This window comes from Streptomyces sp. NPDC030838 (genome assembly GCF_055572035.1).
This window is the reverse complement of record NZ_JBVIED010000002.1, coordinates 720,101-736,880: the sequence shown is the minus strand read 5'-3', so window position 1 is coordinate 736,880 and position 16,780 is coordinate 720,101. Positions and strand designations below refer to the sequence as shown.

At 70.9% G+C, this 16,780-nt stretch carries 16 protein-coding genes and 1 rRNA gene; 14 read left to right on the top strand and 3 right to left on the bottom strand.

Annotation, left to right across the window (positions count from 1 at the left end):
* Positions 1-157 precede the first annotated feature (157 nt).
* The 9 genes from rrf (at position 158) to ACZ42A_RS10460 (ending at position 7,402) form a co-directional block, all read left to right on the top strand.
* Positions 158-274, top strand: a 5S ribosomal RNA gene (gene rrf, locus ACZ42A_RS10500).
* A 62-nt stretch (positions 275-336) separates the two neighbouring features.
* Entirely contained in the window at positions 337-987 is a 651-nt protein-coding gene (locus ACZ42A_RS10495) for an HAD family hydrolase (protein WP_468526750.1), read from the top strand.
* Between the two features lie 60 nt (positions 988-1,047).
* Complete coding sequence (locus ACZ42A_RS10490) at positions 1,048-2,265, top strand: MFS transporter (protein ID WP_468526749.1); 1,218 nt, start codon at positions 1,048-1,050, stop codon at positions 2,263-2,265.
* Positions 2,216-3,388 (top strand): acetoin utilization protein AcuC, encoded by a 1,173-nt coding sequence (locus tag ACZ42A_RS10485; RefSeq protein ID WP_468526748.1) that lies wholly within the window; start codon positions 2,216-2,218, stop codon positions 3,386-3,388. The genes ACZ42A_RS10490 and ACZ42A_RS10485 overlap by 50 nt, the downstream gene beginning before the upstream one ends.
* A 258-nt stretch (positions 3,389-3,646) precedes the next feature.
* Positions 3,647-4,462 carry a phosphatase gene (locus ACZ42A_RS10480; RefSeq protein WP_468526747.1) on the top strand — a complete coding sequence of 272 codons (816 nt, stop codon included), beginning with the start codon at positions 3,647-3,649 and terminating at the stop codon, positions 4,460-4,462.
* Between the two features lie 129 nt (positions 4,463-4,591).
* Positions 4,592-4,804: a helix-turn-helix domain-containing protein gene (locus ACZ42A_RS10475; RefSeq protein WP_158074536.1), complete on the top strand. Its 213-nt coding sequence runs from the start codon at positions 4,592-4,594 to the stop codon at positions 4,802-4,804.
* A gap of 154 nt (positions 4,805-4,958) precedes the next feature.
* Positions 4,959-5,057: a 30S ribosomal protein bS22 gene (locus ACZ42A_RS10470; protein WP_003948845.1), complete on the top strand. Its 99-nt coding sequence runs from the start codon at positions 4,959-4,961 to the stop codon at positions 5,055-5,057.
* A 204-nt stretch (positions 5,058-5,261) separates the two neighbouring features.
* Positions 5,262-6,329 carry an NAD-dependent epimerase/dehydratase family protein gene (locus tag ACZ42A_RS10465; RefSeq protein WP_468526746.1) on the top strand — a complete coding sequence of 356 codons (1,068 nt, stop codon included), beginning with the start codon at positions 5,262-5,264 and terminating at the stop codon, positions 6,327-6,329.
* Positions 6,330-6,343: 14 nt separating this feature from the next.
* Positions 6,344-7,402: a lysophospholipid acyltransferase family protein gene (locus ACZ42A_RS10460; RefSeq protein WP_468526745.1), complete on the top strand. Its 1,059-nt coding sequence runs from the start codon at positions 6,344-6,346 to the stop codon at positions 7,400-7,402.
* Between the two features lie 109 nt (positions 7,403-7,511).
* Here ACZ42A_RS10460 and ACZ42A_RS10455 read toward each other — a convergent pair whose 3' ends face one another.
* The 3 genes from ACZ42A_RS10455 to ACZ42A_RS10445 all read right to left on the bottom strand — a co-directional run bounded on the left by ACZ42A_RS10455 (position 7,512) and on the right by ACZ42A_RS10445 (position 11,063).
* Positions 7,512-8,732 carry a DUF5667 domain-containing protein gene (locus ACZ42A_RS10455; protein WP_468526744.1) on the bottom strand — a complete coding sequence of 407 codons (1,221 nt, stop codon included), beginning with the start codon at positions 8,730-8,732 and terminating at the stop codon, positions 7,512-7,514.
* Between the two features lie 243 nt (positions 8,733-8,975).
* Positions 8,976-9,746 (bottom strand): ECF subfamily RNA polymerase sigma factor, BldN family, encoded by a 771-nt coding sequence (locus tag ACZ42A_RS10450; RefSeq protein ID WP_468526743.1) that lies wholly within the window; start codon positions 9,744-9,746, stop codon positions 8,976-8,978.
* Positions 9,747-10,145: 399 nt separating this feature from the next.
* Positions 10,146-11,063: an HAD family hydrolase gene (locus ACZ42A_RS10445; protein WP_468526742.1), complete on the bottom strand. Its 918-nt coding sequence runs from the start codon at positions 11,061-11,063 to the stop codon at positions 10,146-10,148.
* A gap of 115 nt (positions 11,064-11,178) precedes the next feature.
* Here ACZ42A_RS10445 and ACZ42A_RS10440 point away from each other — a divergent pair, with 115 nt between their 5' ends.
* The 5 genes from ACZ42A_RS10440 to ACZ42A_RS10420 all read left to right on the top strand — a co-directional run bounded on the left by ACZ42A_RS10440 (position 11,179) and on the right by ACZ42A_RS10420 (position 16,779).
* Complete coding sequence (locus ACZ42A_RS10440; protein ID WP_468526741.1) at positions 11,179-11,457, top strand: glutaredoxin family protein; 279 nt, start codon at positions 11,179-11,181, stop codon at positions 11,455-11,457.
* Between the two features lie 189 nt (positions 11,458-11,646).
* A complete protein-coding gene (locus tag ACZ42A_RS10435; protein WP_468526740.1) occupies positions 11,647-12,408 on the top strand; it encodes a redox-sensing transcriptional repressor Rex in 762 nt (253 codons plus the stop codon).
* Positions 12,405-14,111: a glutamyl-tRNA reductase gene (locus tag ACZ42A_RS10430; RefSeq protein ID WP_468526739.1), complete on the top strand. Its 1,707-nt coding sequence runs from the start codon at positions 12,405-12,407 to the stop codon at positions 14,109-14,111. Before ACZ42A_RS10435 ends, ACZ42A_RS10430 begins: the two co-directional genes overlap by 4 nt.
* Positions 14,108-15,067 carry a hydroxymethylbilane synthase gene (hemC, locus tag ACZ42A_RS10425; protein WP_468526738.1) on the top strand — a complete coding sequence of 320 codons (960 nt, stop codon included), beginning with the start codon at positions 14,108-14,110 and terminating at the stop codon, positions 15,065-15,067. Before ACZ42A_RS10430 ends, hemC begins: the two co-directional genes overlap by 4 nt.
* Entirely contained in the window at positions 15,064-16,779 is a 1,716-nt protein-coding gene (locus ACZ42A_RS10420; RefSeq protein ID WP_468526737.1) for a bifunctional uroporphyrinogen-III C-methyltransferase/uroporphyrinogen-III synthase, read from the top strand. The genes hemC and ACZ42A_RS10420 overlap by 4 nt, the downstream gene beginning before the upstream one ends.
* Position 16,780: the final 1 nt, after the last annotated feature.

Below are 16,780 nucleotides of genomic sequence, written 5' to 3'. Positions count from 1 at the left end.
GTTGATAGGCCGGATATGGAAGCACGGTAACGTGTGGAGTTGACCGGTACTAATAGGCCGAGGGCTTGTCCTCAGTTGCTCGCGTCCACTGTGTTGGTTCTGAAACCACGAACAACCCCATGTGCCACGCATGGTGCGGTTGTCAGTTTCATAGTGTTTCGGTGGTCATAGCGTGAGGGAAACGCCCGGTTACATTCCGAACCCGGAAGCTAAGCCTCACAGCGCCGATGGTACTGCAGGGGGGACCCTGTGGGAGAGTAGGACGCCGCCGAACAATTCTTGGGGAAACCCCCGCATCACACGATGCGGGGGTTTTCTGCGTTTAGGGTCTAGGGCATGCGCTATGACCTGATCATCTTCGACAATGACGGTGTGCTCGTCGACAGTGAGCCGATCTCCAACCGGCATCTCGCGGCCTATCTCACCGAGTTGGGGCATCCGACGACGTATGAGGACTCCATTCGGGACTTCATGGGGTCCGCGATGCATCGGATCCATGAGCTGATCGAGGAACGGACCGGGCAGCGGTTGCCGGCGGAGTTCGACGATGTCTTTCATGCTCGCGTGTTCGCGGCGTTCGAGCGGGAGTTGAAGCCGGTCGGCGGGGCCGGTGAGGTGCTGGAGAAGCTTGCCGCGGACGGGGTGCCGTACTGTGTGGCCTCCTCGGGGAGTCATGAGCGGATCCGGGTGGGGCACCGGGTGGCCGGGCTGGACCGGTGGTTCGACGACGGGCGGATCTTCAGTTCGCAGGATGTCGGGCGGGGGAAGCCGGCGCCGGATCTGTTCCTGTACGCGGCCGAGCGGATGGGGGTCGCGCCGGAGCGGTGTGTGGTCGTCGAGGACAGTCCGCTGGGGGTGCAGGCGGCTGTGGCGGCGGGGATGGACGTGTACGGGTTCACGGCGATGACGCCGGCCGCGAAGCTGGCGGGGGCCACCGGGCTGTTCTCCGACATGGGCGAGCTGGTCGCGCTGCTCAGCTCAAGCTGAGGGAAATTCATCTTTGGCTGGATATACCCAGCGGTACGCCGGAGCCCTACGCTCGCCGCCATGACGGATGTGCTGCGGCGCGGCAGGGCCTCGTTGGCGTTCGGCTTCTTCGCTCAGGGCGTCGCGTTCGCGTTGCTCGTGACGCGGATTCCGGCGATCCAGGACCGGTACGGGGTGTCGGACGCGCTGCTGCCGGCGTTCCTGGCGGCCGTGCCGGTGCTGGCCGGTGTCGGGAGTGTGGTCACCGAGTGGCTGGTGCGGCGGGTGGCGCCCAGTGCGGTGCTGCGGTGGTCCCAACCCGTCGTGCTCCTGGCGCTCCTCGGGGTGGGGGCGGGGGAGCGGATGGCCGAACTGGCGGTGGCGCTGGGCGTGTTCGGGCTGGCCGTGGGGGCGTTGGACGCCTCGATGAACATGCTCGGGGTGAGCCTTCAGCGGTCGTACGGGCGCAGCATCATGCTCGGCTTTCATGCCGCGTACAGCCTGGGCGGGATTCTCGGGGCCTCGCTGGCCTGGGTGGGGGCGCACTGGGAGCTGGCGCTGGTCGTGTCGTATCTGCCGGTCGTGGGTGTGCTGGTGCCGCTGTGTCTGGTGGGGAGTCGGTGGTACGTCGACGGGGGCGAGGGCGGCGGTGAGGAGAGCAGCGGGGGTGAAGGGGACGGTGTCGTCGTCTTCAAGGTGCTGTTGCCGCTGTGTCTGGTGATGACCTTCGCGTATATCGGGGACTCCACGGTCTCCAACTGGAGCGCGAAGTATCTCCAGGACGTGCTGGGGAGTTCGGAGCAGCTGGCGACGGTTCCGTACAACGTCTACATGGTGACCACGCTGGTGGGGCGGGCCGTCGGGGACTTCGGGGTGCGGCGGTTCGGGGCCGTGGCGGTCGTACGGGGTGGGGCGTTGGTGGCGGCGGCCGGGTTCGCGGTGGTGGCCGGGGCACCTGGGGCGTGGGTGGGGATGCTCGGGTTCACGCTGCTGGGGCTCGGGTTGTGTGTGCTGGTGCCGCAGACGTTCGCGGCGGCGGGGCGGCTGTTCCCGGGGGCGTCCGATGCGGCGGTCGCGCGGTTGAACGTATTCAACTATGTGGGGTTCTTGATCGGTTCGCCGTTGGTCGGGGCGTTGGGGGACGCGTGGAGCTATCGCGGGGCGATGCTCGTGCCGATGGTGTTGGTCCTGGTGACGCTGGTGTACGCCCGGTCGTTCGCCGCTGAGCCGGACCGATACGGTGGCGGGCATGAGCGGCCGCGCACAGCTGATGTGGGACGAGGCAGTAACAGGGTATGACTTCGGGCCCGGGCATCCGATGGATCCGGTCCGGCTGGCCCTGACCCGGCGATTGATCTCGGCGTTCGGACTCGACCGTGAGATGGAGGTCGTGGCGGCGAAGCCGGCCGGGGAGTCGACGCTGCGGCTCGTCCATCGCGAGGACTACATCGAGGCCGTGAAGGCGGCTTCGGCGGATCCGCGGTCGGCGGACGGGGCGTATGGGATCGGGACGTTGGACGATCCGGCGTTCGCCGGGATGCACGAGGTCTCGTCGCTGATCGCCGGGTTGTCCGTGGGGGCGGCGGAGGCGGTGTGGCGGGGGGAGGCGCTGCACGCGGTGAACTTCGCGGGCGGGCTGCATCATGCGATGCCCGGGGGTGCGGCGGGGTTCTGTATCTACAACGACGCGTCGCTGGCGATCGCGCGGTTGCTGGAGCTGGGGGCGGAGCGGGTCGCGTATGTGGATGTCGATGTGCATCACGGGGACGGGGTGCAGGCGGCGTTCTGGGAGGATCCGCGGGTTCTGACGATCTCGCTGCACGAGCATCCGCGGACGTTGTTTCCGCAGACCGGGTGGCCGGAGGAGACCGGGGGCGGGGCGGGCGAGGGGTCCGCGGTGAATGTGGCGTTGCCGGCGGGGACCGGGGACGCGGGGTGGTTGCGGGCGTTTCACGCGGTGGTGCCGGAGCTGATCGCGGATTTCCGGCCGCAGGTGCTGGTGACGCAGCACGGGGCGGATACGCACTTCGAGGATCCGTTGGCGCATCTGGCGGTGTCGCTGGACGCGCAGCGGGCGGTGCAGATGGTGTGTCATTCGCTGGCGCACGAGTACGCCGAGGGGCGGTGGGTGGCGCTCGGTGGGGGCGGGTACGCCGTGGTGGATGTGGTGCCGCGGTCGTGGACGCATCTGGTGGGGATCGCGGCGGGGCGGGAGATCGCGCCCGAGACGGTGATTCCGGAGGGCTGGCGGCAGGAGGTCTTCGCTCGGACTCGGGAGTTGGGGCCGGGGCGGATGACTGATGGGCGGTGGCCGGTGGTCTTTCGGGAGTGGGAGGACGGGTACGACCCCGCGGACCGGTTGGACCAGGCCGTGTTGGCTGCGCGGCGGGCGGTGTTTCCGTTGCGGGGGTTGTTGGCGTAGGGGTTCTTGGTGCGGCGGCCGGTTTGTGCGGTGCTCGGCGTGGGGCTGGGCGGGGGGTAGGTCCGCAGCCCGGCGGAACGGGGTGCCGCCGCGCCCACCCTCCCCCAAGCTCTCGGCTTCGCTCGAGCAGGGGGGACCCCCATCGCCCCAGGCGGCACGCATGCCCGCGGCTTCACATGCGCCAGGCCGGTTACGCCAACCGCGCGGTCCTCGGGGATTTGGGGGGCGGAGAATCGGTTCCTCCGGCAGCATCGGTGCATGGTGAGTGCCGGGGTTCTGCGGGAGCATCTGGTGGCGGCCGGGCTGGCCGGGCGGGTGGCTACGGGGCGGGAGGAGAGCCTGCGGAGCTATCGGTTGTTCGCGGCTCGGGATCCTCGGGTGGTGATCGGAGTTGATCCGGTGGGGGCCTGGCGGGTGCCGGATTTGGTCGGGTTGATGGCTGAAAGGTGCGGGGTTTCTGGGGATTTGGGGTGCGTTTCCGGGTCGGATGTGATTGATCCGGAGCTGACGCTCGCCGCCCTGGACGCCTTCGCCGAGCGGATCGGGGCCGCCGCCCGGCGGCGGGCGCCGGTGCTGCTCGGCACCGGGCACCCGCATCGGCTGCTCGGGTTCTACGCCGCCCTGGCGGACGCCCTGTCGGCGGCGGGATGTGCTGTCCTCACCCCGGCGAAGGGTCGCTGTGTCGACATATTGACCCGGTTCGGCCTACGCACGCACAACCTGGACTACGTACGAGGAGTCGCGCTGGTGCGGGAACCCGGCGCCTCCGGCCGCGGTTGTGCGACCGGCGCGCACACCCACTCCCCGCTCCCGGTTCGTACCGCGCTGGCCGCTGCCGCCGAGGCCGGCGGGCCGCTTCCGGAGCTGGTGATCGGGGACCACGGGTGGGTCTGCGGAGCAGGTCAGCTGGGGTTTGAGGCCATTGGTCTCGCTGACACCGACGACCCCGCGCTCTTCGTGGGGCAGGCGGAGGGGTGCGTGGCCGTCGTCGTTCCGGTTGATGACGCTGTGCGGTCTGATTACTACCGCCCGCTTACCCGCTACGTACTCAATCGAGCGTGTCTGTCACAGTAGGCCGCCGATGGGTGCACCTCTTCCCCACTTGCATCACCCGCCCCTACATTGGGGAGTGAGCACGCAGCGACGAAGAGTCACCGGAAGGGGAAGCCGGTGGCCGTCGAGTGCGGAAGGTTCAGGTGTGTCATGGCTGCAGCTGGCGAGAGGCCTCTGAGCGAGGTTCAGTTCCTTACCGTGGCGGAAGTCGCCTCGGTGATGCGAGTGTCGAAGATGACCGTGTACCGGCTGGTGCACAGCGGTCATCTGCCCGCGATCCGGGTCGGAAGGTCCTTCCGGGTCCCGGAGAACGCGGTTCACGAGTACCTCCGCGACAGCTACGTGGGGGTGGAATCGGCCTGACGGCGGTCCGGGGGGATCACTACAGGGCACTTTTCGATCTCCCCGGTCACCTCGATTACGACCTCAGCGCTCGGGCGGGTAGGCTAGCCCCTCGTAGGTCGTGTGGGCCCATGGCGCCCAAACACCGAGTGATGAGAAGTGAGCGAGGGTAGTCGTGGGCTCTGTTATCAAGAAGCGGCGCAAGCGGATGGCCAAGAAGAAGCACCGCAAGCTGCTCAAGCGCACGCGCGTTCAGCGTCGTAACAAGAAGTAAGGCGACGCACCACAACGGCGCGGAAGCGTATGTGTGGCCCCCCACCACATCCGGTGGGGGGCCACACGCATTTCTCTCACGTTTTTCCGCCGCGTCACGCTTCAGGCGGTCATCACAGGGCAACACGGACCCGCTAAGTTGGCCGACAGCGGGGAACGCGGGCAGGGTACGGCAGGTACGGCAGTACGAGGGAAGGCGCTGATCTTGGGCAAGGTCGTGCTCGTGACCGGAGTGGCCCGCCAGCTGGGGGGCCGGTTCGTACGGCGTATCCAGCGTGATCCCGAGGTGGACCGGGTCGTCGCCGTGGACGCGGTGCCGCCCGAGCACCATCTGGGCGGGGCCGACTTCGTCCAGGCGGACATCCGGCAGCCCACGATCGCCCGGGTGCTCGCGGAGACCGGCGCCGACACCGTGGTCCACATGGATGTCACGGCGACGGGGCTGGCGGGCGGCAGCCGGGCCACGGTCAAGGAGACCAACGTCATCGGGACGATGCAGCTGCTCGGCGCCTGCCAGAAGTCCCCGGCGGTGAAGCGGCTGGTGGTGAAGTCCAGCACGAACGTGTACGGGTCGGCGCCGCGCGATCCGGCCGTGTTCACCGAGACCACCCCGCCGAAGTCACTGCCCAGCGGCGGCTTCGCCAAGGACACGGTCGAGGTCGAGGGGTACGTCCGCGGGTTCGCCCGGCGCCGGCCGGACGTGGCCGTGTGCGTGCTGCGGTTCGCCAACATCCTGGGGAAGAGCGCCGACTCGCCGCTCGCCTCGTACTTCGCGCTGCCGGTGCTGCCGACGGTGTTCGGCTACGACCCACGGCTGCAGTTCGTGCACGAGGACGACGTCATCGAGGTGCTGCGGCTCGCCTCGCACGAGCCGGCCAGGGGCACCCTGAACAGCGGCACCTTCAACATCGCCGGCGACGGCGTCCTGCTGCTCTCCCAGTGTTCGCGGCGGCTCGGCCGGCCCACGGTGCCGCTGCTGCTGCCCGCGGTCACCTGGGCCGGGTCCCTGGTGCGGACGCTGGGCATGACGGACTTCTCGCCCGAGCAGATCCGGCTGCTCACCCACGGCCGGGTGGTGGACACCGCCCAGATGCGGGAGACGCTGGGGTTCCGGCCGAAGTACACCACCGCGGAGACGTTCGCCGACTTCGTCCGCGGCCACGGGCCCGGGCTGCTGCCGCCGGAGGCCCTGGCGGGCGCCGTCGACCGGCTCGCCGCCGCGCTGCCCGCCGCCCCCGGCGGCACCCACCCCCCGACGCAGAGCGCCTACTGAGGAGCGCAGCAACGATGGCGGACGCCAAGGTCATTCCGTTCGACGACGACCGGTCCCGCGGGAGCGCCGTACAGCGGCCGTCGCGGCGCCGGAGTGCGGGGATCCGGCGCGGCGGCGGGGATCCGGCGCGGGGGCACGAGGTCGGTGAGGTCCAGGCCCTGCCCACCCGGGCGGCGGCGCGGGAGGATGTCCCCGTGACCCGTGCGGAGCAGCCACCGGAGCCCGCGGACACGGGCGGTCTGGAGCGGCGGATCGCGGGCGGGCTGGCCTTCCTGCGCCGCCGGCTCACCGGGGACTACGAGGTGGACGACTTCGGCTATGACGAGGAGCTGACCGACCAGGTTCTGATGTCACTGCTGCGGCCGGTGTACGAGAAGTACTTCCGGGTCGAGGTGAAGGGCATCGAGAACGTCCCGGCGGAGGGCGGGGCGCTGATCGTCGCCAACCACTCCGGGACGCTGCCGCTGGACGGCCTGATGATGCAGGTCGCCGTGCACGACCACCATCCGGCCGGGCGGCATCTGCGGTTGCTCGCCGCCGACCTGGTCTTCGTGCTGCCGGTCGTCAACGAGCTGGCCCGCAAGCTGGGGCACACCCTGGCGTGCGCGGAGGACGCCGAGCGGCTGCTGTCGCAGGGCGAGCTGGTCGGGGTGATGCCGGAGGGCTTCAAGGGCATCGGGAAGCCCTTCAGCGAGCGCTACAAGCTTCAGCGCTTCGGCCGGGGCGGTTTCGTCTCCACGGCGCTGCGGCAGGGCGCTCCGATCGTGCCCTGCTCGATCGTCGGGGCGGAGGAGATCTACCCGATGATCGGCAACGCCAAGACCCTGGCCCGGCTGCTGGGTTTCCCGTACTTCCCGATCACTCCGACCTTCCCGTGGCTCGGCCCGCTCGGCGCGATCCCGCTGCCGACGAAGTGGACGATCCAGTTCGGCGAGCCGATCCCGACGGACGGCTATCCGCCGGAGGCGGCGGAGGACCCGATGCTGATGTTCAACCTGACGGACCAGGTCAGGGAGCAGATCCAGCACACGCTGTACAAGTTGCTGGTGCAGCGGCGGTCGGTCTTCTTCTAGTAGCTCTCGGGGTACGACGACCAGTAGCTCTCGACGTACGACGACGGGGGCGCCCTGGTGGAGGGGCGCCCCCGTCGTCGTACTGCCTGATACGGCGGCCTGGTTCGGCCTACTCCGCCTCCTCCGCCTCGATCCCCAGGCCCGGCAGGAGGTCGGGGAGGAGGGGCTTGAGCGTGACGTCGGGCTCGGGGGTCGGTGTCCTGCTCTGGGACGGGGAGGCGCTGCCGGTGTTCGCCGGCGGGTCGAGCAGGCCGCCGGTGTTGCCGCCGAGCAGGCCGTCGCCGTCGATGCCGGAGTCCGCCGACTGGCTGGGCAGGCCGGTGCTGCCCGAGTGGCCGGTGTCGGTGGCGCCGCTGCCGGTGCTGGGCGCGGAGGAACTGCCGGTGCCGGAGGATCCGGTGGACTCGCCGGCACCCGGGCCCCGCTGTCCGCTGTCCGTGCCGCCGCCCTGGGACGGGGGCTGGGGGAGCAGCGACTGCAGCGGGGCGACGTCCTGGTCTATGGCGTCGAAGACCGACGACACCTGTTCGCTGACGTCTCCGAGCTGGAGCGGCAGCCTCTCGCGCAGGGCGCCCCAGGCCTCGCGATGCGAGCGGGAGAAGGCGGAGAGCGCCTGGATGGGGCCGAGCGAGTCGGGGTCGCGCTCGAAGGCCGCGCTGAGCAGCCGGTGGCCTTCGGAGGCGTCGTGGCGCATGCCGGACAGGGCGCGGCGGATCTCGCCGAGGGACTCGTGGTCGAGGTGGCCGCCGCGACCGCGTTCCATCAGCCGACGGGCTTCGCTCAGGCGGGTGGAGGCCTGGTCGAGATACATCTGACCGCGCTCGTCGTCCTCGTCGGCGAGGCCCAGCTTGAAGTCCTCGATGCCGCGCTTGAGGCCGTAGAGCGAATCACCGGGCAGGGCGTCCGAGCTGGCAGCGGCGACTCCGCCGAAGGCCCCGGCGGCCACACCGACGCTGAGGCCGCCGGCGGTGAGGCCCTTGGCCAGCCGGGTGCGCGGCCGGAGCCTTCCCAGCGGGGTCGCCCGGTGAGCGCCTCGGGCGCGACGCTGCTCGGGCACCGAAGGGTCCGCCTCGCCGCCCTCCTGCAGCATGGCCTCCATCGCGGCCACCAACTGGGCCCGCTGGACGACCTTGACCTCGGGGTCCAGCTTCGGTTTGGGCAGCTCGCCGAGACTGGTCGCGAGGGCCAACAGGCGGCCCTGCTCGGTCGGTTCCGCGGCAGCCGGTGCCGGTGCCTCCGGCTGCTCGTCCGCCGTGTCCCGGTCGGGCTGCTCCTCCAGAGCCTGGGCGAAGGCGTTCGCCCGCCGGTGCGCCGATACGTTCGCGATCACTGGCGGCACCTCCTCTCGTCATGACGGTCGACTCCCCAGGGGGTCCTGAGGGTTGCACACCCCGGTCACATCCACACGATCGAGTGATCGGAGACGGCCGGGGAGTGACCACAGGGAGCCTGCATCCCGCACAACGAGCGGCGCGGCACTTGGGTTACGGACGGCGGACGAGGGGACCGCGAAGTCAACGGACTTTCACCGACGGTGAGTTGGAGGCAGCGGAGGGTGCTCGCGCGGGGCGGCTCAGCGCGCGTCGTCCGGGAGGAGCCGGGCGAGGGTGCGTACGGCGCGGTACTGGAGGGTCTTGATGGCGCCCTCGTTCTTGCCCATGACACGGGCGGTCTCGGCGACCGAGAGGCCCTGGAGGAAGCGGAGCGTCACGCACTCCTGCTGCTGGGGGTTGAGCCGCCGTACGGCGTCGAGGAGGGCGGCGTTGGAGAGGGACTCGAGGACGGACTCCTCGGGGGAGCGCTCGACCTCGTTGGCGTCGAGCATTTCGCCGGTGGTCACTTCGAGGCGGAAACGGCTCGACTTGAAGTGGTCGGCGACCAGGTTGCGGGCGATGGTGACGAGCCAGGCGCCGAAGTCCCGGCCCTGCCAGGTGAAGGTGCCGATGCGGCGCAGGGCGCGCAGAAAGGTCTCGCTGGTCAGGTCCTCGGCGGTGGCCTTGCCTCCCACGCGGTAGTAGATGTATCGGTACACGGTGTCGCTGTACTGGTCGTAGAGGCGGCCGAACGCCTCGGCCTCGCCGGACTGGGCGCGCTCCACGAGGTCCATCATCCGGGCGCTGTCGCTGTCGGCGGCCGGGCGGCGCGCGGTGGCGGCGCCGGTGGACCGTCCTCGTCTGCCGACCGCGGCGCTGCCGTCGGCCAGTGCGTAGCACGGGCCCACGGGCGCGGCGGAGGCGAAGGCGGGGACGGCGTACGCGGTGGGGACGAAGTCGCGCAACAGTTCTTGGACCGTTGCGCGCAGCGTAGCCAGGCCCGAGGCGTCAACCCCGACGTGTGGGTACACGAGACTCCCAGAGGCAGAGCTTCCATCACGTGCAGTGCGGAACCTTTCACCCGTCGTAGCGACGGAGGGGTACCGGTTTGCGTCTGAGGAGAATAACGCTTCGTGCAGGCGCTGCTACGCCCAGTTGCTCAAATCATCGATTACGTCGCTTCTGTAACCGATTGACGCCCGATCAAGTTCCGCAGAGTGACCGGTTGTTGACCGGAATGATTCGAGTTCCGGGTGGGTCCGAGGCGTGTTGTGGCCGGGTGCGGTAAGGAGGGACTGGCCGGGCGTCCGGGTGGGTACGACTGGTGGATTGGCCCGCTCGGCGTGGCGTGTCGGCCGACTGCTCCGGAAGGGGAGGGTCCTCCCGGAGGGAAGAAGAGGGGGAGGTCTCCCCAGAAGGAAAGGGAAGCCTCAGCGCCGGCGGCGGTGCATCGCGATCGCCGCGGCCGTGCCGCCGGCCACCGCGCCGACGCCCGCCGCGGCCGGGATGCCGACCTTCGCGGCCTTGCGGCCGGTGCGGTAGTCGCGCAGCCGCCAGTCCATCCGCCGGGCGTGCTTGCGCAGTTTGCTGTCGGGGTTGATCGCGTACGGATGGCCGACCAGCGAGAGCATCGGGATGTCGTTGTGCGAGTCGCTGTAGGCGGCGCAGCGGGTCAGGTCCAGGCCCTCCGCGGCGGCCAGCGCGCGCACCGCCTCGGCCTTCGCAGGGCCGTGCAGGGGCTCGCCGACCAGCTTGCCGGTGTAGACGCCGTCGACGGACTCGGCGACCGTGCCGAGCGCGCCGGTGAGGCCGAGGCGGCGGGCGATCACCGTGGCGATCTCCACCGGCGCCGCCGTGACCAGCCACACCCGCTGGCCGGCGTCCAGATGGGCCTGGGCCAGCGCCCGGGTGCCCGGCCAGATCCGCTCGGCCATGTACTCGTCGTAGATCTCCTCGCCGATCGACCTCAGCTCGGCGACGCGGTGGCCCTTGACGATGGACAGCGCGGAGTCGCGGGCGTCCTGCATGTGCTCGGGGTCCTCGACGCCGGCCAGCCGGAACCAGGCCTGCTGCCAGGCGAACCGGGCCAGGTCGCGGGTCTCGAAGAACTTGCGCTTGTACAGGCCCCGCCCGAAGTGGAACAGGGCGGCGCCCTGCATGACGGTGTTGTCCAGGTCGAAGAAGGCGGCGGCCTTCTCGTCGCCGGGCACCGGGAACTCCGGCTCCTTGCCGGAGACCTCGGAGACCTCGGTGGACTTGCGCGCGGCCTCCGCCGAGGCCTCGCCTGCCAATACGCTCCGCGCCGTGGCGGAGCGCCTACGGGGAGTGAGCCATCCGAGAGCGGCCATGGCGTGAGCATAGCCAGTTTGTTCGGAGGTTCCGTCCGGCGTGAGGTTTGGAGGCTGTGAACTCTCCGCGACCGAGCCGTTAAGCGTGGGCCAGAGGAGCGGGACAATGGCCGGTATGAGTCCCATCTTCCGGCGCAGGGCCGAACCCGCCCCCCAGGACCGTCTCGTCACCCTGATCCGCAAGCCCGGCTGCCATCTGTGTGATGACGCACAGATCGTGATCGAGAAGGTCTGCGGGGAGCTGGGGGTGCCGTGGGAGCAGAAGGACATCACGCACAACCCTGACCTGCACGATCGCTACTGGGAGCAGATCCCGGTGGTGCTCGTGGACGGCGAGCAGCACACCTTCTGGCGCGTGAACGAGGAGCGGCTTCGCAAGGCGCTCACGGCTTAGGATCGATGGCTGTTGTGGTCTCGGGGGCGTGGATCGTGAGGAAGGTAATCGGTCGTGACCCCCGTCACGTTGGCCGGGCAAATCGGACACCATCTTTGTGCACGCGTTCACAAAGACATAGCCTGCTGTCGACGGGGCGGTCTGGGGACGTATGACCGCCTGCAGCCCCGCTCTACCCGCAGGAGCACCGTGGCAACTGGCCGAACTCACCGACCGGCGACCCGTAGCCGAGGGATTCCCGAGGCCACCGTCGCCCGGCTTCCGCTGTACCTCCGCGCCCTGACCGCGCTCTCCGAGCGCTCGGTGCCGACGGTCTCCTCCGAGGAACTGGCGGCCGCGGCGGGGGTCAACTCCGCGAAGCTGCGCAAGGACTTCTCGTACCTGGGCTCCTACGGGACGCGTGGCGTGGGCTACGACGTCGAGTATCTCGTGTACCAGATCTCCCGCGAACTCGGCCTCACCCAGGACTGGCCGGTCGTGATCGTCGGTATCGGTAACCTCGGCGCCGCGCTCGCCAACTACGGCGGGTTCGCCTCCCGAGGCTTCCGGGTCGCCGCGCTGATCGACGCCGACCCGAACATGGCCGGCAAGCCCGTCGCCGGGATCCCGGTGCAGCACACCGACGACCTGGAGAAGATCATCCAGGACAACGGCGTGTCGATCGGTGTCATCGCCACCCCCGCCGGTGCCGCCCAGCAGGTCTGCGACCGGCTCGTGGCCGCCGGGGTCACCTCCATCCTGAACTTCGCGCCGACCGTGCTGTCCGTCCCGGACGGCGTCGACGTGCGCAAGGTCGACCTCTCGATCGAACTCCAGATCCTCGCCTTCCACGAGCAGCGCAAGGCCGGTGAGGAGGCCGCGGGCGAGACCGCCGTACCGGCCGCCGCGAACCGCGGTGACTCCGCCGACCAGGGACCCGACGGGGACATGCCCGCCGTGATGCCGGCATGAGCCTCCTCGTCGTCGGACTGAGCCACCGCAGCGCCCCGGTCAGCGTGCTGGAGCGGGCGGCGCTGAGCACGGACGCCCAGATCAAGCTGGCGCAGGACACCGTCGCCGCCGAACCGGCCGCCGAGGCCGCCGTGCTGGCCACCTGCAACCGCATCGAGCTCTACGCCGACGTGGACAAGTTCCACGCCGGTGTCGCCGAGCTGTCCACGCTGCTCGCCCAGCACAGCGGGGTCGGGCTCGACGAGCTCACTCCCTACCTCTATGTGCACTACGAGGACCGGGCCGTCCACCACCTGTTCTCGGTGGCCTGCGGACTGGACTCCATGGTCGTCGGCGAGGGCCAGATCCTCGGCCAGATCAAGGACTCCCTGGCCCGCGCCCAGGAGCTGCACACCGCGGGCCGGCTGATCAACGACCTGTTCCAGCAGGCCCTCCGGGTCGGCAAGCGCGCGCACTCCGAGACCGGGATCGACCGCGCCGGACAGTCCCTGGTCACCTTCGGCCTGGAGCAGCTGGCCGTGGGCGCGCCGGTCGAGGACTGGGCGCGCGGCAAGAAGGCGCTGGTGATCGGCGCCGGTTCGATGTCCTCGCTGGCCGCCGCGACGCTCGCGCGCGCCGGGGTCGCCGAGGTCGTCATCGCCAACCGCACCCAGGAGCGCGCCGAGCGCCTGGCCCAGATCCTCACCGAGGCCGAGGACGCGCACGTGCTCGCCCGCGCGGTACCGATGGACGCGGTGCCGGCCGAGCTGACACGTGCCGACGTCGCCGTCTCCTGCACCGGCGCGACCGGTCTGGTGCTCGGCGCGGAGGCGGTCGCCGCCGCGGTGCGCGGTCGCACCGGCGAGCCGGTCGCCGAGGCCGCCGAGGGCCGTCGTACGACCGAGAAGGGGGCGGACGTACGCCCCACCCCGCTGCCGCCGACCAGCGTCGGCACCGAGGACGGCTGCCCGCTGGACCTCTCCGCGGCGCCCGGGTTCTCCGTGATGGGCGAGGCCGCCGTGGCCGGGATGGACGCGGCGACGCTGGAGCAGCACGCCGCCTGGGTCGTGGGCGGCGCGGCCGGCCGGCGGGAGACCGCCCGGCGCGGGCCCGACGCGGACGCGGAGCTGATCGGCGCGCTCGCCGCGACGGCGTCGGCCGTCGGCCGGATCCCGGAGCGGCGCAAGCCCGAACCCGTGGCCGCCGAGCGCCCCGAGCCCGTGCTCTTCCTGCTCGACCTCGCCATGCCGCGCGACATCGACGCGGCCGTGCACCGGCTCGCCGGGGTGCGGCTGGTCGACATCGAGTCGCTGGCGGAAGCCTCCGCCGACGCCCCGATGGCGGCCGACGTCGACCAGGTCCGCCGTATCGTTTCCGACGAGGTGGCGGCCTTCGGCGCGGCGCAGCGGGCCGCGCACATCACGCCGACCGTCGTCGCGCTGCGCACCATGGCCGCCGATGTCGTCGCCGCGGAGATCGCCCGGCTGGACGGGCGGCTGCCCGGCCTGGACGACAAGCTGCGCGGCGAGATCCGGCAGACCGTGCACCGGGTCGTCGACAAGCTGCTGCACGCCCCGACCGTTCGGGTCAAGCAGCTCGCGGCCGAGCCCGGCGGCGCCGGGTACGCGGACGCGCTGCGCACCCTGTTCGACCTCGACCCGGAGACGGTGGCCTCCGTCTCCCGCGCCGAGGACAGCACCGAGAAGAACCGAGGGCCACGATGAGTGAGAAGGCGCTGAGGCTCGGGACCAGGCGGAGCAAGCTCGCCATGGCCCAGTCCGGGCAGGTGGCGGAGGCCGTCAGTCAGGTGACCGGGCGCCCCGTCGAGCTGGTCGAGATCACCACCTACGGCGATGTCTCCCGCGAGGCGCTGGCGCAGATCGGCGGCACGGGTGTGTTCGTGACCGCGCTGCGCGACGCGCTGCTCAAGGGCGAGGTCGACTTCGCGGTGCACTCGCTGAAGGACCTGCCGACCGCGCAGCCCGAGGAGCTGGTCCTGGCCGCCGTACCGGTGCGCGAGGACCCGCGGGACGTGATCGTCGCCAGGGACGCGCTGAAGTTGACCGACCTGCCGCGCGGGGCGCGCATCGGCACCGGTTCGCCGCGCCGCATGGCGCAGCTGAACGCGTACGCCCGCGCCCACGGACTCGACATCGAGTGCGTGGCGATCCGCGGCAACGTCGACACCCGGATCGGATACGTCCGCGCCGGTGAGCTGGATGCCGTGGTGCTGGCCGCCGCCGGGCTGAACCGGATCGGCCGCAGCGAGGAAGTGACCGACTTCCTGTCGGTCGACACCGTTTTGCCCGCCCCCGGCCAGGGGGCCCTGGCGATCGAGTGCACCGCGGACAACGCGGATCTCATCGCCGCGCTCGCCGAGCTCGACGACCCGTTCACGCGGGCCGCCGTGACCGCCGAGCGGTCACTGCTCGCCGCCCTGGAGGCCGGCTGCTCCGCCCCCGTGGGCGCGCTGGCCGACCTGTTGGCCGACGGGCAGATTGTCAAGGAAATGCGCCTGCGGGGCGTCGTCGGCACGACCGACGGCACCACGCTGGTGCAGCTGTCCACCACCGGTCCCGTGCCCCAGACGCACGACCAGGCAGTGGCACTCGGCCGCGAACTCGCTGCCGAGATGCTCGCCGCGGGCGCGGCCGGTCTGATGGGGGAGCGAGCACATTGAGCCCCACCACCCTTCCCGCCGGTCCGGAACACGGGCACGTCACCTTCCTGGGTGCCGGACCCGGAGATCCGGGACTGCTCACACTGCGCGCCGTCGAGGCGCTGGCGAACGCGGACGTCCTCGTCGCCGGGCACGAGGTGCTCGACGTCGTACGCGTCCACGCCAGGCCGGGCGTCGCCGTGGTGAACACGGACACGGACTCCACGGATCCTTCCGCGGACCGGCATCCGGGCACAGGCACGCCTCAGCTGACGGTTGTTGACGGCACGTCAACAACCGCTGGGGTCCCCGCAGAACGGGATGCCGCACATCTTGTCATGGAGGCCGCGCGGGGCGGCAGGCGGGTCGTGCGTGCGGTGTCCGGCGACCCCGGACTCGACGCGTACGCCGCCGAGGAGATGCTCGCCTGCGCCGCCGCCGGGGTGCCCTTCGAGGTGGTGCCCGGTGTCGCCGCCGCGGTCGGCGTGCCCGCGTACGCCGGTGTGCCGCTGCGCGACGCCGAGGGCGCGGACGTGCGGTTCGTGGACGCGCGCACGGCGTCGGACCGGTGCTGGACGGAGGTGGGGGCGTCGGACGGGACGGTCGTCGTGTCGACGACGCTCGACTCCGTGGCGGCGGCCGCGGGGGAACTGGTCGCCGCCGGCCGCAAGCCGGACACCCCGATGACCGTCACGATCGCCGGTACGACGACGCGGCAGCGGACCTGGACCGCGACCCTCGGCACGATCGCCCAGACCCTGAAGCAGGCCAAGGTGCTGCCCTCGCCGGAGGGCGGGCAGCCGGTGATAGCCGTGGTCGGTGAGCGTTCCGCCGCCGCCCAGCGCGACCAGCTGTCGTGGTTCGAGTCCAAGCCGCTGTTCGGCTGGAAGGTGCTCGTGCCGCGTACGAAGGAGCAGGCGGCGTCGCTCTCCGACCAGCTGCGGTCCTACGGTGCCGTGCCGCACGAGGTGCCGACCATCGCCGTCGAGCCGCCGCGTACGCCCCAGCAGATGGAGCGCGCGGTCAAGGGACTGGTGACAGGCCGCTACGAGTGGATCGCCTTCACCTCGGTGAACGCGGTCAAGGCCGTGCGGGAGAAGTTCGAGGAGTACGGGCTCGACGCCCGTGCCTTCGCCGGGATCAAGGTCGCCGCGGTGGGCGAGCAGACCGCCAAGGCGCTGATCGCCTTCGGCGTGAAGCCGGACCTGGTGCCGAGCGGCGAGCAGTCGGCCGCCGGGCTGCTGGAGGACTGGCCGCCGTACGACCCCGTCTTCGACCCGATCGACCGCGTCTTCCTGCCGCGCGCCGACATCGCGACCGAGACCCTGGTCGCCGGGCTCATCGAGCTGGGCTGGGAGGTCGACGACGTCACCGCCTACCGGACCGTGCGCGCCTCGCCGCCGCCCGCCGAGACGCGGGAGGCGATCAAGGGCGGTGGCTTCGACGCGGTGCTGTTCACGTCGTCGTCGACGGTGCGGAACCTGGTGGGTATCGCCGGCAAGCCGCACAACGTGACGGTGATCGCCTGTATCGGCCCCGCCACGGCGAAGACCGCCGAGGAGCACGGGCTGCGGGTGGACGTCATGGCCCCCGAGCCGTCCGTGCACAAGCTGGCCGAGGCGCTGGCCGAGTTCGGGATGCGGCGCCGGGCCGCCGCGCTGGAGGCCGGGGATCCGGTGACGCGGCCGAGCGAGCGGCGGCCGGGGGCGCGCAGGCGTCGTACGACGACCTGAC